Origin of the sequence: Kitasatospora sp. NPDC058046, assembly GCF_042885595.1 — a bacterium.
Taxonomy (GTDB): Bacteria; Actinomycetota; Actinomycetes; order Streptomycetales; family Streptomycetaceae; genus Kitasatospora.
In genome coordinates, this window is record NZ_JBHVRS010000001.1 from 382,539 (window position 1) to 404,011 (window position 21,473).

A 21,473-nucleotide genomic window follows, 5' to 3' on the forward strand; every position below is an offset into this window, starting at 1 on the left:
AGCCGTGAGTCACTGTGCCTCCACAGCGGTGAGCACGGCCGGTGCGGGCCTGGGCTGGGTGGGCAGAGCAACCGTCTGGTGCTGCTGGGCGAGGCAGGAGTCGACGAGCGCGAGCATGCTGAACGCCTGCGGGTAGTTCCCCAACTGGCGATCGCTCACCGGGTCGTACTCCTCGGCAAGCAACCCGACGTCGTTGCGCAGCACCAGAAGGCGGTCGAGCAGCTCGGATGCTGCGTCCCGGTAGCCGATCGCGTGGAGCGCGTCGGCGAGCCAGAACGCGCAGGGCAGGAAGGCGCCCTCGCGCCCGGCCAGGCCGTCGACGTTCGCACCGCTCGCCGCGTGGGTGAGGTAGCGGTGGACTAGGCCATCGGGGGTGGCTTGTTCGCGCTGGACGGCCTCCACCGTGGCGATCACTCGCTTGTCGTCGCCGGGCAGGAACCCGAGCGCGGGGATCAGCAGGAGGGAGGCGTCCAAGTCCTCGCCGCCGTAGTACTGGGTGAACGCCCCGCGCTGCGGGTCCAGGCCCCGCGCGCACACGTCGGCGTGGATCTCCTCGCGCACCGCGCGCAGGTGCTCCAGCCGCTCCGAATCGACAGGAGTCCGGCGCTCCAGCAGCGTCACGAGCCGGTCGAAGAAGACCCAGGCGAGGATCTTGGAGTGGGTGAAGTGCCGGCGCGGCCCGCGCACCTCCCAGATTCCCTCGTCCGGGTCGCGCCACCGCTGCTCCAGCACGTCGGCCTGGAGGAGTAGCCACCGGTCGGCGTCCGGGTCGGGGGCGAGCCCGGCGTCCTCAGCGGCCAGCAGGGCGTCGGCCACCTCGCCGGGAACGTCGAGTTGGAGCTGGCCGGCGGCGCCGTTGCCCACCCGGACCGGACGCGAGCCCTCGTAGCCGGGCAGGTGGTCCAGGACGTACTCCTCCACGCCGGTCTCACCACCGATGCCGTAGAGCACGCCCGGGTCGACGGGGTCGACGTGGGCCAGCAGCCACTCGCGGAAGGTCCTGGCCTCGTCCAGGAACCCGCACCGCACCATGGTCTTGACCGCCAGCGACCAGTCGCGCAGCCAGGCGAAGCGGTAGTCCCAGTTGCGCTCGCCGCCGAGCGCCTCGGGCAGCGACGTGGTGGGGGCCGCGACCATCCCCCCGTCCGCGGAGCACATCAACTTGAGGGTCACCAGGGCCCGCAGGACCACGGCCCGGTGCGGCCCCTGGTAGGTGCACGTGGACGCCCAGGACTCCCAGAAGCGCAGGGCGTCCGCGAGTTCGGCCAGGCTGTCGGTGGGCGCGGGCAGCGGCAGGTCGGCGGGCTGCCACGACAGGGCGAGCACCGTCTTCTGGCCGGCTGCCACCGTGAAGTCGGCCCGGCAGGGGCCCTGCTGGCCGACGCTGTGGAGCGGCCCGTCGAGGCAGAAGGAGTCGTGCCCGCTAGTGGCCACGAGCCGGGCCTGTCCGCTGTGCTCCACACGGTGGAAGACCGGACGGAGGCTTCCGTAGCCGGGGCGCGGGTGGAACTCGGAGGCAAAGTCCACCTTGCCGGTCAGGCCCTCCACCACCCACACGATCCGGGCCGGGGCGTAACCCGTCGCGTCGGGCGCCGGCATGAAGAGCGTGACGCGGGCCGAACCCAGCGGGGTGCTCCACTCCTGCTCCAGCACCGCAGAGTTGCCCGCGTAGCGCCGCCGGGTCCTGAGCGTCGGCGCACCATCGCTGTCGCGGGCGGGAGCGACGCGCCAGAAGCCGTGCTCGTCGTCGCCGAGCAGCGCGCTGAACACGGCGGCGGAGTCGAACCGGGGCCAGCACAACCAGGTGAGCATCGCGTCGCGGGTGACGAGAGCGGCAGTGCGGCCGTTGCCGATCAGGGCATGGTCCTCGATCGGCGGGGCGGACATGGGCAGGGACATGGTGGTCCTGACGCTGGGTGGAGAGGATGGCAGGGCGCCTCGTGGGACGGGCGTTCCCGGCGGCCTCGGGGCGGGTGGAGCGGCTGCGCGGCTACGGCCGGGTGTCGGGCATCAACTCGCCTGCTGCTGCGCGGGCGGGCTGGTGGCCGCGGAGAGCCGGGTGTCCGGCCAGCCGTTGCCCAGGGCGCTCAGCGGCACGATGCCGGTGAGGACGGCGAGGGCCGTCGCCTGCTGCCGGGTGCGGACGCCCAGGATGCGCATGATGGTCTGGAGGTAGGTGCGGACGCTGCTCTCGGCCAGGCCGAGGCGCTTCGCGGTCGCCCTCGGGTCCTCACCGGCGACCAGGCCGGCGAGCACCTGCTTGTGGCGAGGAAGCAGCGCTTCGCCGGTCGGGTGGGACACGGGCACGTCCTCAGGGCGCACCCATCCCCAGGCCGCGCCGAGAGCGGCGGCGCGGTGGCGGTACGGCGTGCCGAGCCGGGCCGTCAGCGCCTCGACGGCGGGGTTGACCGCCTTGGCGGCGAGGCCCGTGGCGCGGCTGATCGGGTCGATCAGGTGACCACCGGCGACCTGGCGCAGCAGCAGGACGTCGGCCTCGGACAGGTCCGGCCGGTCAGGAAGGGAAACGGGCATGACGAAGCTCCTTGGCACGATCAGGTGAGGGCAGGGTGGGGTGTGCTGCTACTGGGCGGCCCGGTCAAGGGCGGCCAGCAGCCTCGGGCCGCTGCGGCGGGCGCCCTCGCTGCCGATGGTGAGGATCACGTCGTCGGCGCGGGCGAGGGAGGCTGCCACCTCCTCGGCGCCCATCTCGCAGGGTCCGGGCTCGGGGATCACTAGCGCGCCGCCGTCCTGACCGCCGACACCGTCGCTGGCGCTGGCGAGCGCGGCGATGCCGTCAAGGTGGAGCTGGGGGCGGGCCGGGGTGGACAGGACGGGCAGCAGCACCGTGTGGTCGGCGGCGGCCAGGGCCGCGGTGATCCGGTCAGCGAGCGCGGCGGTGCGCAGGTGACCGACCGGCTCGTACACCGCGATCACCGCACCCTCGGTAAGCATCCGCGCCCCCTGGAGGTCGGCGGCGATCTCCTCCGGGTGCTGTGCGCGGGACTCCATCACGGTGACGCGGCCGACCGTGCCCAGCCGGGTCAGCGACCTCTCGGCCCCGGTGAACGCCCCGAGCCCGTCGACGAGGTCGGAGCCGGACACCCCGAGGGCCCATCCGGCCGCGAACGCCGCCGCGACGCCGAGGGCGGACGTGGTGCCCGCGATGGGCACGGTGAGCGAGACCCGTTCGCCGCCGGCCTGGATGGTGAGGTGGTGGTCCTCCCCGCTCCAGAGGAGACGGAGGATCTGCACGTCCATGCCCTGGCCCCGGCCCACCGTCACGACCCGCGGGCCTGGGGCTCGGCGCAGGCGCTCCAGCAGTTCGTCGCAGCCGGGCTGCCCGGCCCACACCACCACGCTCTCGCTGCTGCGGGCCAGGGCCTCGATGTCGTCCAACGCGTCCTCGCGGGTCGCGAACATCGGCGGTGCTGTGTCCACGGCGGTGACCAGCGTGACCGCCGGGTGCAGGCCCGAGCCTAGGGTGCGGTGGCGCCAGCCCGGCGGGGCGGCCTCGTGGAGAGCGGTGTCGGGGCAGAGGTCCACCACCAGGACGTCGCCGCTGCCGTCGTAGCCGGGTGCGTCGCCGTGCGGGGCGGCGGTCAGGATCCAGCCCGGGTCGCGGGCGGTCAGGGCGCAGGTCAGGGCGGCGGCGGCCATGGTGGTGGAGTGGCTGCCCACGACGGCCACGACGGTGGGCGCGGTGCCGCCCAGCAGCTCCAGCGCGCGCGAGTAGCCCATGCTCGGCAGGCCCTGGCCGGTTGCACGATCGAGGATCTCGTGCACCGCTGCGCCGTGTCCGCCCCAGAGCAGCGCCGTCGTCACGCCCGGCACCACGGGCTGCAGCACGGCGCCGGCGCGGGCGAGGCGCTGGAGCAGCTCGTCTTCGCGGCCGTCGTGCTGTGGCGCGACGGTCACGCGTGCACCGCGCCGGGCCAGGTAGGACGCGAGCCCGGCCATGCCGGGGCTGTGCGGGTCGACGACGTGCGGGGCGATCAGGACGTCGGGAAGCGGGCGGGGACATCGGAAGCCCCGGGCGGCGCGCCCGGCCGGTGCCGCTTTCACGCCGCCACCAGAGCGAGGAGGCCCTGCTCCGCAAGGCGGATCATCCGGTCCAAGAGTTCGCCCAGGTCCGTGGCCTCGGTGCCGACCACGGCGAGCATCGACTTGTCGGGCGCGCCGACCAGCGTGAGGTTCCGGCCGAGCCGGTCCTCGATGATGCTGTGCCCCCAGGGGTACCTGATGGAGGTGACGCTGCCGACGATGTCAACCCCGTTGGTGCTCACGGCACTCAGCGCCGCCATCACGGCGGCCCACTTGTCCGCATCGTCGCGGTCGAGCCCGGGAGAGGTGCCCACGACGAGGCCCTCGGAGCTGACGTGGATGGCGGCAACGGCACCGGTGGTGTCGGTGACCAGCTCCTTCAGGAACTGCGGGTGGGGTGAACTCACGGTGTTGCTCCTTCGCCAGGTCGTGCGGGGAGATGGCCGAGAAGTCGGGGCTGTCGTCTCTGAGTTGCGCGTGATGCCCCTATGGCCAGCGCGCCGACCTGCCCCGGGCCGTAGCCGCTGCTACGGCGGCCGGCCTGCCGCTCCGACTCGGGTGCTCGTCCACCGCTTGGATCACCCAGGCGGACGGCGCTCGTCTGGCGCGACAGGGGGAATCCTGCTCGTGTCCGACCGACTTCGGCTAGTAATCAAACGCTGACACGAGCCGACACAGGTGGACATGAGCCGACATGAGTGCCGACATTTCGCCGCTGCCCCTCCCGCCTCGGGCTGGGATCGGAGATCGTTGACCTGAGGCCGTTCCATCGATCGCCGTAACGGAGTTGTCATGGCGTCAGACCAAGAGATCTCCCTGTTCCAGGTCCTGGTGCAGCAGCGCGGGCTGGGTGAGTACCTCGTCTTCCTCAAGCAGCTGCAAACCGCTGCTGCCGAGGTAGCGCGCCTCGAACACAACCCCGCGCTGGCGAAGGTCACCATTGGAGAGCGTCAGTTCTCCAGATGGACGCGCGGACAGCACGGCAGCGGGCCCAGGCCGCTGACAGCGCGGGTCTTGGAGCACCTGTTCCAGCGCAGTGCCCGGGACCTGTTCGGGCCTGCCCGCGCCGCGGGGGAGCGCAGTTCGCGTCTCCCTGCCGCACAATGCATAGAGCCGGGCGCCAGCTCGGACGCTCACACCCGGGACCTGCTGATGACAGCCGCCAGCGAATCGGCTTCCTTCGCCGCCTATGCGGAACAGAGCAACGTCGGCCCGCACAGCCTCGAACAGCTGTCGGCCGACATCCGCAGGATCGTCTCCACCTACCCCAACCGGCCGGTCGTCCCCCTCTTCGAGGAAGTCCTCTCCCTTCGGGACCGATGCTTCGAGCTTCTGGAAGGCCGACAGCCTCCGGCGTACACCAGCGACCTCTACCTGGCGGCCTCGGTGCTCTGCGGAATCCTCGCCAACGCGAGCTTCGACCTCGGCGCCTACCGCGAAGCGGAAACCCAGGCCCGGACCGCGTTCGTCTGCGCCGAACAGGCCGGCCACAACGGACTGCGATCGTGGATCAGGGGCACCCAAGCGCTGATCTGCTACTGGGAGGAGCGCCCGCACGACGCGATCCGCCTGGTGAAATCAGGCGAACAGTACGTCCCGGAAAACGGAACCGCCCACATCCGTCTCGCCAGCATCGCCGCAAGGGCGCACGCCCGCCTCGGTCAGGAGCACGACGCAGTGGCAGCCCTGCGCCGGGCCGACGAGTATCGGGAGCAAGCGGCCGATGACGACATCCCTGGCGGGATGCTCGCCTTCCCATTGGCCAAGCAACGGTTCTACGCCGCCACCACTCGCCTGTGGCTCGGCGGCGACGCGAACAACAGGGAGGCAGCGGCCCTGGCCGAAGAGGCCGTCGCACTCTACGAGTCCGCCCCGCCGGAGAATCAGCGGCTGGGCGAGCTGTCTCTTGCCCGCATGGACCTGGCCCTCGCAGAGCTGGCGGGTGACGAGATAGAGGGAGCAGCCCACCAGATCGACGCGGTGATCGCCGTCGCGAGCAGGCGACCCACAGAGAGCGTCAGCCGACGACTCGGTCAGTTCGCGCGCCGACTGGCTGCGAGTCCGGCCGGTACCTCGGCGATCGGGTTGTCCCTCCAGGATGGGATCATGCAGCATCGAAGGGCCCGCAACGAACTACCAGCTGGGGGACGCGGTTGAGCACCATCACGGTTCTGCACCCGGGACAGATGGGTGCCGCTGTTGCCGCCCAGGCCGTCACCGCCGGGCACAGGGTGCTGTGGCTCCCGAAGGGCCGCAGCGAGAGCAGTCGGCGCCGTGCCGATGACGCGGGCCTGCTCCCCGTCGATGACCTGCGCACCGCGCTCGGGCAGAGCGAGATCGTGATCTCGATCTGCCCACCGGCCGCCGCCGAGGACGTCGCGGCTGACGTGGCGGCCGTCCCGACCTTCGCGGGCATCTTCGTGGACGCGAACGCGATCAGCCCCGCCCGGGCCACGAACATCGCCCGTACCGTCTCCCGAGCAGGTGCGACCTTCCTCGACGGCTCCATTATCGGCCCGCCCCCAGCCGGTTCGACTACTGCACGTCTGTACCTTGCCGGCGACCCGGCAGCGGCGAGGCAGGTGGCCGAGATCTTCGACAACACGTTGGTCACTGTCCGCTGCCTCGACCGGGACGCCGGTGCGGCCTCAGCACTCAAGCTGGCGTTCGCCAGCTACCAGAAGGCCGTCAGGAGCCTGGTAGGCGTCGCACACGCACTCGCCGATCTCCACGGAGTGACAGCTGAGTTGATCGACGAAGGCAACACGATGGCCGGCCCATTCCTGGCCGATCGGGACTACCTCCGCACCGTCGCCCCCCGAGCCTGGCGATGGGTGCCAGAGATGCAGGATGTGGCCCGGACTCTGACGGACGCCGGCCTGCCCGCCGACCTCGCGCACGCAGCTGCCAGCACCCTGATGAGGTGGGACAGCCTGAAAGACCGTAGCGATCTCACGGTTGAAGACGTGCTCGACGCTCTCAGATCGACCGACTGACGTTCGATCCACAAACGAGCTCGCTACGAACGAGCAACGTCGGGCCCGGGGAGGTGGGGCGGTCGGCGGTTACAGGGTGAGCGCCTGGCGGTGGACGGCGGCCAGGCGCTCGCGCAGGTCCTCGTCGTGGATGAGTTCGAGGGCGCGCGGGTGGTCGGCGGCGCTGGCGGCGAGGAGGTCGCGCTGCTGGTCGAGGTAGGCGGTTAGGAAGGCGCGCACGTCACCTTCGGTGTGCTCCAGGACGCGGGCGGTGTAGAGCATGGTGAGGGGGAAGGCCCAGCAGGCGTGGAGGAAGCCGAACGCGGGCCGCATGCTCTCCCTCCAGGGGGAGTGAAAGACAGCTTGGTCGTCGAACGTGCACCCGGCGGCGGCGAGGGCGTCGTTGAGCCAGTTGTGGCCGGCCTCGTGGATGAGGTCGCGGGCCAGCACGGCGGGGTCGCCGGTGTGGTCGAGGAACACCGTGCCGGGTAGGCGGGTGATGGTCCAGCTGATCAGGGTCTGGCCGAGTTGCTTGGCCCGCAGCAGGACGACCACGACGGCGTGCGCGGCCAGCAGGGGGCCGAAGCCGGTCTGGTCGGCGGTGGTGAACGCGTCGGCCACCAGCGTCCGCAGGCCGGGCGCGGCGTGTTCGGTGCCGGGGCCGAGCACGTAGTACGGGGTCTCCGAGATCGGGGAGCGGGGCAGGCCGGCGGGGTCGGGGGCGACGACGACGCGCGGGCCGAGCACGGTGGGGGTGGAGCCGGCGGTGGCGTCGGCGTGCGGGTTGGCGGTGTACCAGTCGAAGGCGGCCCGCTCCCCGGAGCGGGCGGCGGCTTCGGCACCTTCGAGGGCGTGGTGGGCCAGGCAGTAGTCGGCAGCGGGGCCCAGGCCCGTGGGCCGGGGCGGGGCCCCGGGGCTGAGGATCGTGTGGATCTTTGCGGTGCGCTCGTCGTGCAGGCGGCTGGTCGGCGGGAAGTCGAAGAGGCCGGGGTTGTCCACGTGCGGGCTCCTGTCCAGGGCGGAAGGGGTGGCCTGGGGCCGGGCCCGCCGCGGTCGGGTCCGGCCCCAGGTTGGCTACCGCCGGCGTTCAGCGCGCCGGGCGGTCAGGGGTGTTCAGGCGACGTCGCCCTCGGCGGTCAGCCAGCCCTCGGCGGAGACGCTGGAGGTGTGGGCGGTGGTGCGGACGGTCTCGTCCTCGCCGCGCAGGCCCTCGACGTCGGCCAGGAACTCGGAGATGCGGTCGTTGTCCATCGGGTCCTTCTCCTTCTGAGCGAATCGGATGGTTGTGCGTGCCCGTTGCGGTGGTGCGTGCTCGGGCACCGGGCGGTGAACGCGCCCGGGTCACGGCGGCCTCCCGGTCAGTGCGAAGCGGTGCGGGCGGCGGCGCGGAGAGCGGCGGCGAGGTCGCTCATGGCGGGACGGTCGCGGCCCTCGTCGGAGAGCGCGGCGACGACCAGGGTCCGCAGCACCGCGGGGATGAGGGCGAGGTTGGCGTGGCCGCCGAGGCGGGGGATGTCCGCGCACAGGTAGCGGTAGACCAGGACGGCGAGGCTGAACACGTCGGCGGCCGGGTCAGCCTGGTGGTAGCCGGTGAGGTACTCGGGCGGCCAGTGGACTTCGGGTCCGCGGTGCTCGGGGCCGCGCTCGGTGGCCAGGCGGCGGGCGGCGCCGAGGTCGGTGATCAGGCCGTGGCCGTCGTGGATGAGGATGTTCTCCTGGTAGACGTCGCGGTGGACGATGCCGCGCTGGTGCAGGGCGGTCAGGCCCTCGGCGACGTCGGCGAGGATGTTCAGGCCCTCGTCGGTGTCCTTGCCCGAGGCCATGAAGGTGCGGAAGTTGCCGCTGTCGCACAGCGGCATGGTGTACCAGTCGAACCGCTCGCCGGTGCCGTGTTCGAGCAGGGGGACGACGTGGTCGGCGCCGGAGGCGGCCCGGGTGAGGTCGGCCTCGTGGCGGAAGTCCTCGCGGGCCAAGGCGCGTTCGGCGTCGGTCATCTGCGCGTACCAGTAGAAGCCGTAAGCGGCGGGCCGCTGGTCCGCGGGGAGTTCGGCCAGGACGTGGTTGGAGCCGAAGCCGGCCTTCAGCACGACGGGCTGCTGGCCGTCGCGGTGGGCGGTGACCAGGGTGCTGGCGCGGGTGAAGGCCAGCAGGTCGTTCACCTGCCAGCCGTCCGCGCGGAGCTGGTCGAGGACCCAAGCGGCGGGGTGGAGGGGGTGGAGGTTCATCGGCTCGCTTCCTCAGGTCACGGACGGGCGGATGGAGCCGGTCAGGTGGGCAAGGCAGTCGGCGGCCAGCTGGTCAAGGTCGGCCTTGGTGGTGCAGGGCCGCTGCCAGACCTCCAGGCCGGTGCAGCTGGTCCAGGCCGTGGCGGCCTGCGGGTAGAGGTCGGCGAGGCGGGCGGCGGCCTCGGGGCGGTCGGTGAAGCGCGGGGCACTCTCGCGGCCAGCGAGGCGGGCCTGGCACAGGCCGGGCTCGGTGGTCAGCAGGACGGTCAGCTGCGGACGGGCCCGCTCCTGCTCGGCGAGACGCTCGACGTACTCGGCGACCGGGCGCCGGTGGACCAGGGCGAGCAGGCAGGCGGTGGACAGGCTGAGCCGGTCGGCGACCACCAGGCCGCGGGCGAGCGCGGGGGTGAGGTTGAAGCGGGCGTGGAGTGCGAGGTCCCAGCAGGCTGCCTCGGCGGCTTCCTCGGGATCGTCGGAGCTGTGTCCGGCCCGCAGCCGCACCAGGGTGCGGGTGGCGGCCAGGGAAAGCCAGGAGAACTGGCCGGTGTGGTCGAGCGGGACGCCGCCGGTGCGGGCGTCGGCGAGGAGCCGGTCTCGCAGGGTGCTCTTGCCAGCACCGGGTAAGCCCTCCAGGGCCATGAGCACGGCGGTCACCTCGCCGGTTCGTCGGCGGCGAGCCAGCTGATGAACTTCGCGCACCGCCCGGCGGTGACCGGCAGGGTGCCGTGGGCGAGCTGGGAGCCGTACAGCAGCGCGGTGCCCGGCGCGGGGTCCACGGACCAGCGGGTGCGAGGCATCGTCGTGAACCAGTCGGTGGAGTTGTCGGCGCCGTCGTGGGCCAGCCACATGCCCTCCGTGTAGCCGTTCGCCTCCGGGTCGGGGGCCGGGCGGTACCAGAGACGGTTGCTGGAGGCGGTCTCGACGTAGAAGGCGCCCCCGGCGTCGGCCTGGGCGATAACGACGCTGATGCCGGCGATCTGGCGGGGCCAGGCGAGCGGGTCGGGGGCGATGCCGTCGAGGTGGCTGGTGATGTGCTGGCCCACCCCGTACTCGACGTACGTCCACGGGCGGCACACGGTGATGGAGGGCATGATCCGGGCCAGGGCCGGGAGGGCGCGGTCGAAGGCGTCCTGGAGGATCTTCTCCGCCGCCTGCGGGATGTCGGGGATCTCGACGCGGCCGGCGGGTTCGTAGACGGCCATCGCCTGCTCGTGGCTGTGGCCGGGGATCTCGTGGATGGAGGTGCGGCGCTCGTCGCCGAAGCGGTCGGCGTCGGCGTCGGCCAGGACATCGTGCATCAGGGCGGCGAGCTGGAGCCGCTCGGTGGAGCCGAGGAAGTTCTCGATGCTGCCGACGCCGGTGGTCTCGGCGATGTGGATCGTCACGGGGTGGGCCTCCTGGTGTCGAGGACACGGCGGATGTCGTCGAGGTCGGTGCAGTGGTTGAGCCAGCTGACGACCGGGCTGCCGCCGCCAGCCAGCGGGTCGCGCCACAGGGCGAGGAGTTCGCCGGTCAGCGGCAGCTCGCCGGTGCCGGGCAGCAGCCAGGCACCGGCCGTCTCTCCGGCCTGGGCCGCAGGGCAGGGGGCGTGGTGCTGGTGGACGAAGACGCGGGTCAGCCGGGCGGCGGCGGCCTCCCGGCACGCCTGCCGCATCGGGCCGTGGGGTTCAGGCCGCTGGTAGGCGCGGTGCTCGGTGGCCAGCCACGCGTCGGCGACGGCGGCAGCCGCGCTCGCGACGCGGCACGTCGCACAGCAGGCGGTCCCGTGCGACGGGCACCTCCCGGCCCTGGCGCCGAGGGTGGCGGCGACCTCGTCGAGGACCGCCCACGCGCTGTGGGCCAGCAGAGCGCCCGCGTCCGGCCGCACCGCCCGCGCCGGGGTGCGGTGGTTGCAGCACGGTTCGCTGTCGGTGGCGGCCGTGGCCGGGGCGAGGGCGGGTTCGATGAACAGCGCGTGGAAGTAGGAGATCCGCCCGAGGAGCTGGTGGACGGTCGCCTCGTCGCCGGGCCTCATCCCGCCACCTCCCGCTCCACGGCGGCCGGGGCCGGCAGCGGGCAGGAGCACGTGGTGCCCGCCGGGCGCTCGGCCGCCAGCACCGTGGCCAGGGCACGGGCGGCGGCGTCGAGGTCGGCGAAGTAGGCGTCCCAGTCCTGGCGGTGGTCCGGGTGGAGGCTGAGGTCGAGCACCGGGACGGTGGCGCCGGAGGTCTCGCAGGTCAGCTCGGAGCGGGCGACGCGGACCTCGATGCCGCCGGGCAGCGTGGAGGCGACGGCGGTGGCCGCGCGGCACAGGGCCGCTGCGGTGCGGGCGTACTCGGCGCGGTCGCGTGGCAGCAGGCCGACCCGCAGTTCGGCCGGGTCCAGGTCCAGGCCGCCGTACGGGTGGCCCTGGCAGCTGTCGTAGGTGATCAGGCCCCAGCCGGTGGTGAGGACGTCCACCAGCGGCCAGATGCGGGGCTCGATCGCCTCGCGCCACTTCGGGTGGGCGGGATCGAGGTCGTCGGCCTCGTGGACGCCGGGAAGGCCGACGGTGTTGATGTTGCCGTGCTCGCTGGCGTGCAGCCTCACCTCGGCGCGGACGGCCGCGGGGTCGTCCCAGCGGGCGGTGAAGGCGTTCACGTCGCGCATGCTGTTCGGGCTGCGGGGGTGCCAGCGCAGGGTCTGGCACCAGGCGCCCTCGGGGTGGGCGGGCTGGGCGAGGAGGGCGGCGATGCCGTCGACCATGCGCATCCGGTAGTCGCAGTAGGCGTCGCCGTCCACGGCCGGGTCCTGGCGCCAGCGGGTGGCGATGCAGCCGCCGCCGCAGGTGCTGCGGTAGTCGCAGCTCGTGCACTTGGCCATCAGCGCCTTGCCCTGGTTCAGCAGCAGGCTGCCGTGCTGGAGGCGGGCCACCTCGGCCTGGCCGGTGATCTCGTCGAGCTGGCTCAGGTGGGCCTGGGGCCAGGGCAGTTCGTCGCACGAGCCGAACCGGTTGTCGGGGTAGAGGGTGAAGACGTGGTCGCACTTGAGGTCGGAGAAGTGGCAGAAGCCGCTGCCTAAGCCGCGCAGGCGCCGGATCGTGGAGACGGCCGGCTCCAGCTTGATCCGGGTGAAGTGCCCGGCGCCGATCCAGTGGGCGGTGGCGGCCAGCACGAACTCGGCATACTCGTCCGGGTGGATCGCCCACGCCGGGCCACCCTCACCGGCGAGGGCGGCCTGCTGGAGCAGGCGGCTCGCCGGGACACGCCTGGTTCGCACCGTGGTGGAGCGGCGGATGGCGGTGTCGAAGCAGGGCACGAAGCTGACCGCGTTGACCGCCGCGAACGACGCGAGGTGGTCGAGGACCTGCTCGGCCCGGCCCAGCACGGCCGGGGTCACAGTGGTGATGACGCCGACCTTGCGGCCCCGCTCGGCCAGCAGTTCCAGAGCCGCCGCGACGCGCAGGTAGACGGGCTGACCGTCGTAGCCGATGCGCCAGGCGTTGCCCTGGGCGTCGCCGTCGAGGGAGACCCCGATCTGCAACTGCGGGCAGAGATCGTCGAACAGGTCGAGCCACTGCCCGTCGAGCTGGACGCCGTTGGTCTGCATCGACACCCGCACCACCTGCGGCTGGGCGGCGAGTTCGCGCAGCACCTCGGCGACGGCCTCTCGGCCGGCGGTCAGCGGCTCCCCGCCGTGGAGCTCGACGGCGAGCGGGCGGCCCCGGAAGAGCCGGGCCAGCTGTCCGATCTGGTCGGCGCTGATCCGGGCTCCGCCGGGCACCTCCTTGCGCTTCTCGTAGCAGTGGGGGCAGTCGATGTCACAGGTCTCCCCGCGCAGCTTGACGATCACCGACACCGCCGTGCTGGTGTCCTCGGGCTGAAGGCTCCGGTAGAGCCGGTCGATCGGGTGGTGCTGTTCGGTGGTGCGGTGCATCGGCTGCCTCCCTTGCTGCCGTGACCGGGTGGTTAGTCGGACAGGCGTCCCAGCAGGGCGCCCTGGCCGGACTGGAGGATGTGCGCGGCCTCCAGCGGAATCCAGAAGCACTCGAAGTGGGTGGGCTCCTGCTCTCCGTCGTGGTCCTCCTGGCTCATCCACCGCTCCGGGGTGGGCTCGGTGAGCTCCAGGTGGAAGACGTGCCGGTGCTGGATCTCGAACCGGTACGGGCTGATGTCGTACTCGGTCTCGCCGAGCTTGCGCACGATCTTGAAGTCGTTCAGGCCGGTCTCCTCCCGGGCCTCGCGCAGGGCGGCAGCCTCCGGGGTCTCCCCGGGGCGGATACTGCCGGCCGGGGCCTGGATGCCGACCTCCTCGTAGCTGTAGTCGGTGTGCCGGAACACCAGCAGCCGCCCGTCGCGTACGACGTAGACGAGCACCTTCTCCTTGGTGACCTTCTCGGGCATCGGAACCTCCACGTGGTCGGGAATGATCATCTGGAGCCTGCGGGAGCACGGCTCCAGCCCTTCGGTCCGGCGGTGACGCCGGACCGGGAAGCCCACGAGTCTAGATCTCCTGAGTGACCGTCAACTCACGTTCTCCCGCCCCCTGCCGGGGCGGTCGGACCACGGTGCGATGGGATGATCAGCCGGGTGCCACGGCCATCGCCGACACCCCTTCGAAGGCGTTTTCGCCCTCGCGGTCCGTGGACTGGAGGCTGAACCGGATCTCCTTGCCTCGCGGCAGGAGTTCGGTCTCCAGTCCGCCCACGAGGCCGGCGAGCAGGAGGAGGCCCCGCCCGCCGGTCGCGTCCCGGTCCGGCTCGCCAGCCAGCGGCAGCCGGTCGTCGAAGTCGGTGACGCCGACGCAGATGCCGTCCACGGTCTCCCGCATCCGCAGTTCGCCCCCGCCTTCGGTGTGCAGGAGGACATTGGTCAGCAGTTCGGTCACCCCCAGCTCCGCCATGTCCGCAAACTCGCTCTTGCGCCAGATCCACAGCTGGGCCCGCACGATCTCGCGCACGCGCCCCATCGCTTCGGGTCGCAGCACGGGAAGGACCAGGCGGAGTTCCCCGGGCTGATCGACAGTCGCGGCAGACATGGGCCCTCCGGACGGCTTCGGATACAGGGCTGCCGTTGCGCTCCGTACCCAATGGGGCACTCTGCGCTCGGCCGGAGTTCGATGATGGACCCGCAATGGCAGAAGGGCAAGGTCTCCAGAGAGGAAAACCTTTCCTTCTGGCGAACTGTCATATGCACTTACTGGCACGGGCACTACGCTTTCCCTGAGAAAGCTGCGGTTCCGGAGTCAGGAGGTGCGATGCCCGTCGAGCCGACCCCGCGCCGAAGGCGCCTGGGGACAGAGATCCGGCGTGCCCGCGAGGCACTGGGATGGAGCCTGGAAGAGGCCGCCCAGCACCTCGGCTACAAGGCGCTGTCGACCGTCAGCAAGATCGAGAACGGGACACAGGGAGTCAAACTCCAGGTACTCCCCCACTTCTTCGAGGTCCTGCAGATCCACGACCAGGCCCGGCGCGAGCAGTGGCGCGAGCTGGTCCGACGTGCTGGCGAGCCGGACTGGCACCAGCGCTACCAGGGCGTCGTCGAGGACCCCCTCAGTGACTACTTGACCGAGATCGAGGAAGCCCTCGACCTGTTCCACTGGAACTCCGGCGCCCTGCATGGCCTGCTCCAGATCCCGTCGTACGAGCGGGCGATCGTCGAAGGCAGCCGGGCCTGGACTACCGCCGAAGACATCGAGCGCTTCCTCGCCATGCGCACAGAGCATCGCCAGGCCATGGCCAAGCGCCAACCAGCCCTGCGCATATGGTCCGTGATCCCCGAAGGGCTCCTCCGCCAGGAAGTCGGCGGCCGGGCCGTCGCCCAGGCCCAGGTCGAGCACCTCATCGACCTTCTCAAGAGCGACCCGAACACGACCATCCAGGTCCTGCCGCTGAGCGCCGGCGCGCACGCAGGCATGGACGGACCGTTCATGCTGATGTCGTTCGCCACCGGCAACGACACGGTCACCATAGAGGCCACCCGAGCGCGACTCCACCTCACCGACCCGGAGTCGGTCGAGGTCTACCGCACCACCAGCAACCACCTGAAGTCCGATGCCCTCGGTCAGAAGGCATCCCTGTCCCTACTCAAGACGATCGCCAAGGAACTCGCGTCATGAACAAGAACGACCTCGCCCCTGCCTGGCTCGAAGAGCAACTCGCCAGAGCCGAGTGGCAGACCGCCAGCAGCGGCGGAACCAACTGCGTAGAGGTCGCCTTCCTCGACAGCGCCATCGTGGCGATCCGCGACTCCAAAAACAGGCACAAGCCACCGCACATCTTCGACGACGCCGAGTACGACGTCTTCGTTTCCGGCATCATGCGCGGCGAACTTCGCAGGCCCTGAGCGTCCCGGAGAGCGGCCCGAGCGGACACATTCTCGGGCCGCTCCCCGTTACCAGCACCGCCTCTCGTCGTGCTCTCCTCAGATACACCCTGGTCCGGCCGAAGAGACGGGTCGTAGTCGCCACCGGCACCAGGAGCCCGAACACGTGATCACCCGCCGAGATGTCAGCAGCATCACCGACGACGCCGAGCAGCAACTCCTCGCCGCCCACGAACTCACCTCCTCCGACCTGATCGCGACCGGCACCGAGGCCCGCGTCTACGCCCTCGGCTCCGACCGGGTCCTCAAGGTCTACGCCGACCCCGGCCAGCTCCAGGCGCTGGCGAGCATCGCCGACCTGTACGAGCACCTCGACCGCGCCACCGTCCCCTTCTCCCTGCCCGAGATCCACTCGATCGAGCAGCACGGAACCCTGCTGGCCGTCACCGAGACCCGCCTGCCGGGCACCCCCATGGGCAAGGCCATCGACCTCAACACCCCGGCAGCCGAGGAGATTTACCTGGCCGCCCTCCACAACTTCGGCGGCCTGCGCCTGACCGCCCCGCTCGGCCGGCGGATGCTCCTCGACCCCGACCCGACCACCCACTCCGGCGAGAACTGGACCGCCTTCCTGCTCCGTCTCCTAGAGCAGAAGCTCCCCACCGTGCTGCCCAATCTGCGCATCGACGTCCCCGCCGTCGACAGCATCGCCGACCGGCTCACCGCCCGCTTCGCCTACCCCTACACCGGCCCCGAAGGCGTCATCCACGGCGACCTCTACCCCGACAACATCCTCGTCGTCGACGGCAAGATCGGCGCCGTCCTCGACTTCGGCACCTTCACCCTGTTCGGAGACCCGCTCTACGACCTCGCTGGCGCCTGCGCCTACTACCGGATGTACGACGACGACCGCGCCGCCGTCCGTACCCGCCTCCTTGCCACCGCCTCCGCGGACCTCACCCCCGACCGACGCGCCGACCTCGCCGACTACCTGCACCTGACCGCCCTACTCAGCTGCGACCTCTACCCCGAGCCGGACACGCACATCCGCACCACCGGCCACTACCAGTGGGCCGCTGACGTCCTCAACACCCCCACCGACTGGACAAACCGATGACGCCCGTCCGGCCCGGAACGCGGCACCTGGCTCCCGCGCGACCGCGTACGCCTTGCTCTGCGCGGTCCCGGGGTTAGAGGGCGACCGCCAACGGCGAATACCCTCACGCCCTGCTAGTGCTCCGGCGAACGGCTTGGTCCGCGAGTCGCATGTTCGCCTCCATGAGGTCCAGTCCGGCGGCGACGTCTGCTCTGGTGACCTCCCACCAGCCTGCACGGTCGTAGATCCACCAGGACTCCCGGTAGCGGGCGAAGTCCGTGATCGTCTCGCTGAGGTGGTGGGCACTGCCGTCCGCGAGGGCGGCGTTCATGACGGCGTGGCTGAGGTCGGCCATGCCCGCGTCGGAGTTGGTCATCGTGGTCCCCCTCACGGCCGGATGTTCGGCTGGATGCTGGGGGCCTGCTGCACTGGCGGTGGCTGCAGAAGTGGCGCCGGCTCTACGGGGGCGGTCGACGTGACGGCCCTGATGGCGAGGTCCGCCTTGGGCTCCGCCCCGGGAGTGCGGGCGGTGACGTCTACGGCGGCGAACTCCGTGGCGAGCTTCGTCCGGATGTCCTCCGCCATCATCTCCCCCGACAGCTCGATGGCGGCACCGACGACGACCGCGGTGGCGGCCAGGCGGGCGAGGTAGTCGGGGCGCTCCTCACGCTGCTCGACGCGAACCTCCACGGTCACCTCGTACGCCTGGGGGTCCTGCTGGTAGACCTCCCACTCGACGGTCAGCTGGTCGACCGGTTCGCCCCGCTCCGCCACGACCACGATCGCCTCGTAGACCTCGCGGCGGGGGCCTTCCTCGAACACCTCGGGGTACAGCCAGGTGCTCACCTCCCGGACCTGCTCCGGGCGTTGGAGCAGGTCCGCCAGTACGGCGTCCTGGCGCTCAAGGCGGCTCTCGACCCGGGCCTCCCCCTCCCCCGCCGGCCTCGCCCGTACCTCGTACGGCGCCGGGGCGGGCTCGTTGTACTTGGCCACGGGGGCGGCGTGCTCGGTGTGCCGCACCGCCTGGGCGAGGCGGTCGAGCACCGGGTCCGGTCCACGCAGGCCCGGGGTGGCTGTCCGCAGTCGGTCGACGTGCTGTGCGAGGTCGCGGCGGACGGCCGCCTCCTGCACCATGCGGGCGTAACTCGCGATGGCTCGGGGCTGCGGCGCGGCGTCGGCGAGACGGCGTAGGTAGTCGGCGGTGACCCCGGGGATGGCGGTTCGCTGGGCGATCAGCTCCGGCAGCTGGGCGGTCGGGGTGGTCGGGCTGCTGGTCCGCGAGTCGATCAGCGCGGTCAGGACGGCGCGGTGGGTGGGGTGGGCCATGCGGTCGGGGGTGAGGTAAGCGATGTCGTCCAGGCGTTGGCGGTCGCGGAGGGCGGCGCCGATGACGGCTTGCTCGGCACGGAGTACGAGGTCGGGGTGGGTCATTGTCAGTTCGTCCTCGACTTCGTTCCGGTGGTGGCTTCCCTGTAGCGGCGGGCGGCGTCGTCCGCGGCGGCCATCCGGGCGGCGGCGTCGTCGAGTCGTGCCAACAGTTCCTCGTTGACGACGCGAAGCCAGGCGCCGTCGATGTCGACGGCCCACCAGGTGTCGGCGAACCGCACGTACTCGGGGATGCCGGGGCTGATCGGCCTGGCGAGGCCGCGGGCCCGGGCGTCGTCCATCTGGGCTGCGGTGAGGCGGTCCGGGCTACCGGCTTCGGCGGTGTCGGCGTGGGCGGCCAGCAGTCGGCCGGGGATGCCGGCCCAGGGGTCCGCGTCGGTCCAGCGCTTCTGGAGCTCCCGGTCCTCGGCGGCCGGGAACTCCTGGCCACGGTGGCCCGTCCGGCATGCGGTGGCGTAGACGGCGGTCGCGTTGGCAACCACCGTGCGCAGTTCGGTGTGCCAGTAGCGAGCGGCCTGGCCAACCTGCTGGTCCGGGGCGGCACCGTAGATTTCCTCCCGCCAGACCTTGAGGGCCCACAGCTCTTCGATTAGGCCGGGGTGTTCGGCCCAGCAGCGTGGCAGCCTGGATTCGACGGCCAGCTCGTAGCGGTCGTGGAACCAGGTCACCCAGTCGCAGAGGCCGCCCCAGGCCGCGATGCGCTCGGGTCCGGTCATCGTGTGCCACTCGACCAACCGGGTGCGGGGGCTCGCCTCGGTGGCGGCCGGCTTGGTGCCGGTGACGGGTCCGGGGGTGGCGCGGCGCCCGCGCGAGCGGCGGATACGGGCGTGCGGGCGGTGCTTGACCCTTCCGATCGGCGTGATCGCGGGCTCGGTCATGGTTGTTCCTGGAGCTGGATTGGCAGATGCGGGCTGGTCTCGGCGAGGTCGTCCGGGAGCCTGGTGTACTGGTGCCTTGTGTCCGTACGGTCGGCGGTCGATGCGGCTTTCCAGTCAGCCATCACGAGGTACACGGCGGCGTCGAGCGCTTCGATCGACGTGCTCGGGGTGAGCATGAGGCGCCGAAGGTAGGCGGGGCTGTCCATGGTGTCGGCGATCAGTTGCGCAAGGCGGGGCGACAGCTCTTCGATGCTCCGGCGCACGCGCTCCTCGACGGCGGCGGGGGTGACCGGTTCCGCGTCGGTGTGCAGCGCCAGCATGGCCTCGAAGATGCCGTAGCGGACGTGGGTCGTGAAGGTGTCCACCGGCACCCACCTGCCGAGGTCGTTCAGCTCACGCGGGCGCTGGATGAGGTAGGCGAGCACCAGGTCCTCGTAGTCCGCGCGTGCCCTGCGCCAGTCGCTGAGAGCCACGAACTGCCCATCGGTGAGCGCCCGGTGCTCGGCCCAGTCGTCCGTTGCCCACGAGACGGGGACGACCTCCTGATAGCCGGGGCTGAACACGGAGATCACCGGAGCACCGGCGTGGTCCTCGCCGGCGTGGTAGAGGGCGCCGTCGATTCCGCGCACCGGCCCGCTCCACCGCAGGCTGTAGTCGGTAAGGGTCTCTGGGCGGCTGAGCAGGCCGCGACGGTGCCGCTGGTCGAACCGGGACTCCCATCGCCGGTCGGCATCGGTCCGCGCGTCGCCCTGGTGCCCGCTCCACACGGGTCGGGCGGTCATGCGGCGTCCTTGATGAAGTCGACGTCGCCCGCCCGGTACCGCTTCGACCAGTCGTTGCTTTCCTCGTACAGCTTGCGGTCGGGGCCTTCGTAGTGGCGCTGCATGCGGACCTTGGCGATGGGGGTGGTGGCGTGGATGACCAGGGCTTCGCGCTTCTCCTCGTCGAGGGTGCGGATCTCGTCCGGTGTGACGGTCTTGCGGTCCTGGAGGGTGGTCTGCATCGTGGTGCCCTGCGCGCCGCTCTGGTAGGTCGTAAGGGACTCGCGGAAGATCCCGGCCAGCTTCGAGAACTCTTCGAGTTCGTCGCCGCCGAGGCCGCCGAGGGCGATCTTGACGGTGGAGCTTCCCCAGAGCATCTCGGCCCCTTCGCGGCCCCAGACCTTGCGGGCCTGGGCCATGTTCTGGAGGACGGCGACGACGTAGATGCCTGAGCCGCCGGCGAAGGACATCAGGTCGGGCAGGTTCGGCAGCGGCGTGACGTTGGCGACCTCGTCCAGCAGCGCTCCCATCGGCGGGTCGAGCCTGCCGCCGGGCGAACGGTCGGCGAGGCGCTTGGCGGTGCCGAAGACCTCGGAGACGAAGGCGGAGATCAGGGGGGCGAGCGCGGTGGCATCTTCCTTGTCGACCAGCAGGTAGATGGTGCCGTTGCTGCGCAGCCAGTCCTCGATGTCGATGCCCTGGCCGGCCTTGGGGACGAAGGTGGCGCGGGCCAGCGGCGAGAAGAGGGGCGTCAGCGCGGTCTGCACGGTGGCGAAGAGGTTCGCCCGGGTGTCACCGGGGTTGCGGTAGAGGCCGTCAAGCATCTCGGCGACGCCCGGTTCCGCGCGGCGGGACTCGGCGAGCAGCTTGATCGGTTCTTCGAGGTGGGCGTTGAAGCCCCAGCGCAGGACGTCCTCCATGCTGCGGCCGGTAATGGCTGCGGCGTGCAGCCAACCGGCGAGCAGGGAGGTTGCGGTGGCGCCGAAGAAGCCCGCGCCGCTGGAGTCGGTGGTCTCGCTCTTGCCGATCTTGACCATGAGGTCGGCTCTCTGCATGGCCTTGCCGAAGTCCTCGCAGCCGCTGGTGGGCGACCACTGCACCTGGTCGGGCCACTCGACCATGCCGGTCGGCAGCATCGCCAGGGTCGGGCCGAGGCCGCGTCGGATCAGCGCGGTCGCGTCGAGGACGTCGGCTCGGACGCTGGTGATGAGCATCGGACCGCGCCAGGCACGAATCCAGGGGATGATCACCTGGCTGGTCTTGCCCTGGCGCGGGGCGGCCAGCATCAGCACGGAGTTCTCGATGCAGACCCAGAGCAGCATGCCGGCCAGGGTGCGGCCGAGCTGCACTGCAACGTCGGCTGGGGTGATCCGGTGGCCCTTGAGCGAGGGCCGGACGATGGGGCCGCGCTTGACCACCGCGGCGGCGGACAGGGTCTTCGAGAGCTGGGAGACGGAGGCGAAGCCGCGCACAGAACGGCTCCGCCGGAGACGGCGCAGGGCGAAGGCGCCAGCGGTGACCATCATGCTGGCGACGATCGTGGCGGCGACGGCGAAGCCGACAGGGCCGGGCAGGTCACGACGGACCTGCCCGGGCCAGGCCGCTCTCGGGTCGTCCAGGTGGTGCGGCAGCTGCTTGGCGACGCTGAACGCGTCGCCGAACGGGACCGCCGGCCACGAGGCGTGGGTGATCAGCCCGGCGACCTGGCCGGTGGCCCACGTCCCCGCGGTGACGGTGACCACCACGATGATCAGCAGTACGATCAAGTAGTCCGCAGGGCCGTCCAGCACCGGCCGCCGCGCGACGGTGGAGTTCGAGGCGGAGGCCATC

23 protein-coding genes are annotated in these 21,473 nt (G+C 71.4%); 5 read left to right on the forward strand and 18 right to left on the reverse strand.

All coding sequences use genetic code 11. The annotated features are described in order from the left end of the window. Window positions 1-9: 9 nt before the first annotated feature. From ACFVU7_RS01760 to ACFVU7_RS01775, 4 genes are all read right to left on the reverse strand, one after another. A complete protein-coding gene (locus ACFVU7_RS01760) occupies window positions 10-1,899 on the reverse strand; it encodes a glycoside hydrolase family 15 protein (RefSeq protein ID WP_388043748.1) in 1,890 nt (629 codons plus the stop codon). 111 nt (window positions 1,900-2,010) lie between these two features. Then, on the reverse strand, window positions 2,011-2,532 hold the full coding sequence (locus ACFVU7_RS01765) for a LuxR C-terminal-related transcriptional regulator (RefSeq protein ID WP_388043750.1): 522 nt from the start codon (window positions 2,530-2,532) through the stop codon (window positions 2,011-2,013). A gap of 48 nt (window positions 2,533-2,580) precedes the next feature. Beyond that, complete coding sequence (locus tag ACFVU7_RS01770; RefSeq protein ID WP_388043751.1) at window positions 2,581-4,062, reverse strand: hypothetical protein; 1,482 nt, start codon at window positions 4,060-4,062, stop codon at window positions 2,581-2,583. Next, window positions 4,059-4,448, reverse strand: coding sequence for a roadblock/LC7 domain-containing protein (locus ACFVU7_RS01775; RefSeq protein ID WP_045700703.1), 390 nt, complete (start codon window positions 4,446-4,448; stop codon window positions 4,059-4,061). Before ACFVU7_RS01775 ends, ACFVU7_RS01770 begins: the two co-directional genes overlap by 4 nt. A gap of 385 nt (window positions 4,449-4,833) precedes the next feature. Here ACFVU7_RS01775 and ACFVU7_RS01780 point away from each other — a divergent pair, with 385 nt between their 5' ends. After that, on the forward strand, window positions 4,834-6,198 hold the full coding sequence (locus ACFVU7_RS01780; protein ID WP_387926607.1) for a hypothetical protein: 1,365 nt from the start codon (window positions 4,834-4,836) through the stop codon (window positions 6,196-6,198). Beyond that, entirely contained in the window at window positions 6,195-7,037 is an 843-nt protein-coding gene (locus tag ACFVU7_RS01785) for a DUF1932 domain-containing protein (protein ID WP_388043752.1), read from the forward strand. The genes ACFVU7_RS01780 and ACFVU7_RS01785 overlap by 4 nt, the downstream gene beginning before the upstream one ends. Before the next feature lie 69 nt (window positions 7,038-7,106). On the opposite strand, the gene ACFVU7_RS01790 is transcribed toward ACFVU7_RS01785, so the two are convergent. From ACFVU7_RS01790 to ACFVU7_RS01830, 9 genes are all read right to left on the reverse strand, one after another. Next, on the reverse strand, window positions 7,107-8,015 hold the full coding sequence (locus tag ACFVU7_RS01790; protein ID WP_157882206.1) for an aKG-HExxH-type peptide beta-hydroxylase: 909 nt from the start codon (window positions 8,013-8,015) through the stop codon (window positions 7,107-7,109). Between the two features lie 114 nt (window positions 8,016-8,129). Continuing rightward, window positions 8,130-8,267 carry a hypothetical protein gene (locus ACFVU7_RS01795; RefSeq protein WP_369184148.1) on the reverse strand — a complete coding sequence of 46 codons (138 nt, stop codon included), beginning with the start codon at window positions 8,265-8,267 and terminating at the stop codon, window positions 8,130-8,132. Window positions 8,268-8,374: 107 nt separating this feature from the next. Continuing rightward, window positions 8,375-9,241 (reverse strand): protein kinase, encoded by an 867-nt coding sequence (locus tag ACFVU7_RS01800; protein WP_388043756.1) that lies wholly within the window; start codon window positions 9,239-9,241, stop codon window positions 8,375-8,377. A 12-nt stretch (window positions 9,242-9,253) separates the two neighbouring features. Continuing rightward, window positions 9,254-9,895, reverse strand: a complete 642-nt coding sequence (locus ACFVU7_RS01805; RefSeq protein ID WP_388043758.1) for a hypothetical protein — start codon at window positions 9,893-9,895, stop codon at window positions 9,254-9,256. Continuing rightward, complete coding sequence (locus ACFVU7_RS01810; RefSeq protein WP_388043761.1) at window positions 9,892-10,626, reverse strand: hypothetical protein; 735 nt, start codon at window positions 10,624-10,626, stop codon at window positions 9,892-9,894. The genes ACFVU7_RS01805 and ACFVU7_RS01810 overlap by 4 nt, the downstream gene beginning before the upstream one ends. Further along, a complete protein-coding gene (locus ACFVU7_RS01815) occupies window positions 10,623-11,255 on the reverse strand; it encodes a hypothetical protein (protein ID WP_388043763.1) in 633 nt (210 codons plus the stop codon). Before ACFVU7_RS01815 ends, ACFVU7_RS01810 begins: the two co-directional genes overlap by 4 nt. Continuing rightward, entirely contained in the window at window positions 11,252-13,135 is a 1,884-nt protein-coding gene (locus ACFVU7_RS01820) for a radical SAM protein (protein ID WP_388043765.1), read from the reverse strand. The genes ACFVU7_RS01815 and ACFVU7_RS01820 overlap by 4 nt, the downstream gene beginning before the upstream one ends. Window positions 13,136-13,167: 32 nt before the next feature. After that, window positions 13,168-13,602 carry an NUDIX domain-containing protein gene (locus ACFVU7_RS01825; protein ID WP_388043767.1) on the reverse strand — a complete coding sequence of 145 codons (435 nt, stop codon included), beginning with the start codon at window positions 13,600-13,602 and terminating at the stop codon, window positions 13,168-13,170. Window positions 13,603-13,780: 178 nt separating this feature from the next. Further along, complete coding sequence (locus ACFVU7_RS01830; RefSeq protein ID WP_388043769.1) at window positions 13,781-14,185, reverse strand: ATP-binding protein; 405 nt, start codon at window positions 14,183-14,185, stop codon at window positions 13,781-13,783. Window positions 14,186-14,455: 270 nt separating this feature from the next. On the opposite strand from ACFVU7_RS01830, the gene ACFVU7_RS01835 reads away from it, so the two are divergent. The 3 genes from ACFVU7_RS01835 to ACFVU7_RS01845 all read left to right on the forward strand — a co-directional run bounded on the left by ACFVU7_RS01835 (window position 14,456) and on the right by ACFVU7_RS01845 (window position 16,639). Next, window positions 14,456-15,316, forward strand: coding sequence for a Scr1 family TA system antitoxin-like transcriptional regulator (locus tag ACFVU7_RS01835; RefSeq protein WP_388043771.1), 861 nt, complete (start codon window positions 14,456-14,458; stop codon window positions 15,314-15,316). Further along, window positions 15,313-15,543, forward strand: a complete 231-nt coding sequence (locus ACFVU7_RS01840; RefSeq protein WP_388043773.1) for a DUF397 domain-containing protein — start codon at window positions 15,313-15,315, stop codon at window positions 15,541-15,543. Before ACFVU7_RS01835 ends, ACFVU7_RS01840 begins: the two co-directional genes overlap by 4 nt. Before the next feature lie 145 nt (window positions 15,544-15,688). After that, on the forward strand, window positions 15,689-16,639 hold the full coding sequence (locus tag ACFVU7_RS01845) for a phosphotransferase family protein (protein ID WP_388043775.1): 951 nt from the start codon (window positions 15,689-15,691) through the stop codon (window positions 16,637-16,639). 103 nt (window positions 16,640-16,742) lie between these two features. Here ACFVU7_RS01845 and ACFVU7_RS01850 read toward each other — a convergent pair whose 3' ends face one another. The 5 genes from ACFVU7_RS01850 to ACFVU7_RS01870 are packed head-to-tail and all read right to left on the reverse strand — an operon-like array spanning window position 16,743 to window position 21,472. Further along, complete coding sequence (locus ACFVU7_RS01850; protein WP_388043777.1) at window positions 16,743-16,994, reverse strand: hypothetical protein; 252 nt, start codon at window positions 16,992-16,994, stop codon at window positions 16,743-16,745. Between the two features lie 11 nt (window positions 16,995-17,005). Continuing rightward, window positions 17,006-18,049: a DnaB-like helicase N-terminal domain-containing protein gene (locus tag ACFVU7_RS01855; protein ID WP_388043779.1), complete on the reverse strand. Its 1,044-nt coding sequence runs from the start codon at window positions 18,047-18,049 to the stop codon at window positions 17,006-17,008. A gap of 2 nt (window positions 18,050-18,051) precedes the next feature. Next, window positions 18,052-18,882 (reverse strand): hypothetical protein, encoded by an 831-nt coding sequence (locus ACFVU7_RS01860; protein WP_388043781.1) that lies wholly within the window; start codon window positions 18,880-18,882, stop codon window positions 18,052-18,054. Beyond that, a complete protein-coding gene (locus tag ACFVU7_RS01865) occupies window positions 18,879-19,664 on the reverse strand; it encodes a DnaB-like helicase N-terminal domain-containing protein (RefSeq protein WP_388043783.1) in 786 nt (261 codons plus the stop codon). Before ACFVU7_RS01865 ends, ACFVU7_RS01860 begins: the two co-directional genes overlap by 4 nt. After that, window positions 19,661-21,472 carry a type IV secretory system conjugative DNA transfer family protein gene (locus ACFVU7_RS01870; protein WP_388043785.1) on the reverse strand — a complete coding sequence of 604 codons (1,812 nt, stop codon included), beginning with the start codon at window positions 21,470-21,472 and terminating at the stop codon, window positions 19,661-19,663. Before ACFVU7_RS01870 ends, ACFVU7_RS01865 begins: the two co-directional genes overlap by 4 nt. Window position 21,473 lies beyond the last annotated feature (1 nt).

Excerpts from the sequence above, each read along its gene's own strand:
- ACFVU7_RS01800 (WP_388043756.1), bottom strand. The coding sequence starts at position 9,241 with ATGAACCTCCACCCCCTCCACCCCGCCGCTTGGGTCCTCGACCAGCTC.
- ACFVU7_RS01795 (WP_369184148.1), bottom strand. The coding sequence starts at position 8,267 with ATGGACAACGACCGCATCTCCGAGTTCCTGGCCGACGTCGAGGGCCTG.
- ACFVU7_RS01760 (WP_388043748.1), bottom strand. The coding sequence starts at position 1,899 with ATGTCCCTGCCCATGTCCGCCCCGCCGATCGAGGACCATGCCCTGATC.
- ACFVU7_RS01855 (WP_388043779.1), bottom strand. The coding sequence starts at position 18,049 with ATGACCCACCCCGACCTCGTACTCCGTGCCGAGCAAGCCGTCATCGGC.
- ACFVU7_RS01815 (WP_388043763.1), bottom strand. The coding sequence starts at position 11,255 with ATGAGGCCCGGCGACGAGGCGACCGTCCACCAGCTCCTCGGGCGGATC.
- ACFVU7_RS01820 (WP_388043765.1), bottom strand. The coding sequence starts at position 13,135 with ATGCACCGCACCACCGAACAGCACCACCCGATCGACCGGCTCTACCGG.
- ACFVU7_RS01870 (WP_388043785.1), bottom strand. The coding sequence starts at position 21,472 with ATGGCCTCCGCCTCGAACTCCACCGTCGCGCGGCGGCCGGTGCTGGAC.
- ACFVU7_RS01865 (WP_388043783.1), bottom strand. The coding sequence starts at position 19,664 with ATGACCGCCCGACCCGTGTGGAGCGGGCACCAGGGCGACGCGCGGACC.
- ACFVU7_RS01840 (WP_388043773.1), top strand. The coding sequence starts at position 15,313 with ATGAACAAGAACGACCTCGCCCCTGCCTGGCTCGAAGAGCAACTCGCC.
- ACFVU7_RS01765 (WP_388043750.1), bottom strand. The coding sequence starts at position 2,532 with ATGCCCGTTTCCCTTCCTGACCGGCCGGACCTGTCCGAGGCCGACGTC.
- ACFVU7_RS01835 (WP_388043771.1), top strand. The coding sequence starts at position 14,456 with ATGCCCGTCGAGCCGACCCCGCGCCGAAGGCGCCTGGGGACAGAGATC.
- ACFVU7_RS01860 (WP_388043781.1), bottom strand. The coding sequence starts at position 18,882 with ATGACCGAGCCCGCGATCACGCCGATCGGAAGGGTCAAGCACCGCCCG.
- ACFVU7_RS01825 (WP_388043767.1), bottom strand. The coding sequence starts at position 13,602 with ATGCCCGAGAAGGTCACCAAGGAGAAGGTGCTCGTCTACGTCGTACGC.
- ACFVU7_RS01780 (WP_387926607.1), top strand. The coding sequence starts at position 4,834 with ATGGCGTCAGACCAAGAGATCTCCCTGTTCCAGGTCCTGGTGCAGCAG.
- ACFVU7_RS01850 (WP_388043777.1), bottom strand. The coding sequence starts at position 16,994 with ATGACCAACTCCGACGCGGGCATGGCCGACCTCAGCCACGCCGTCATG.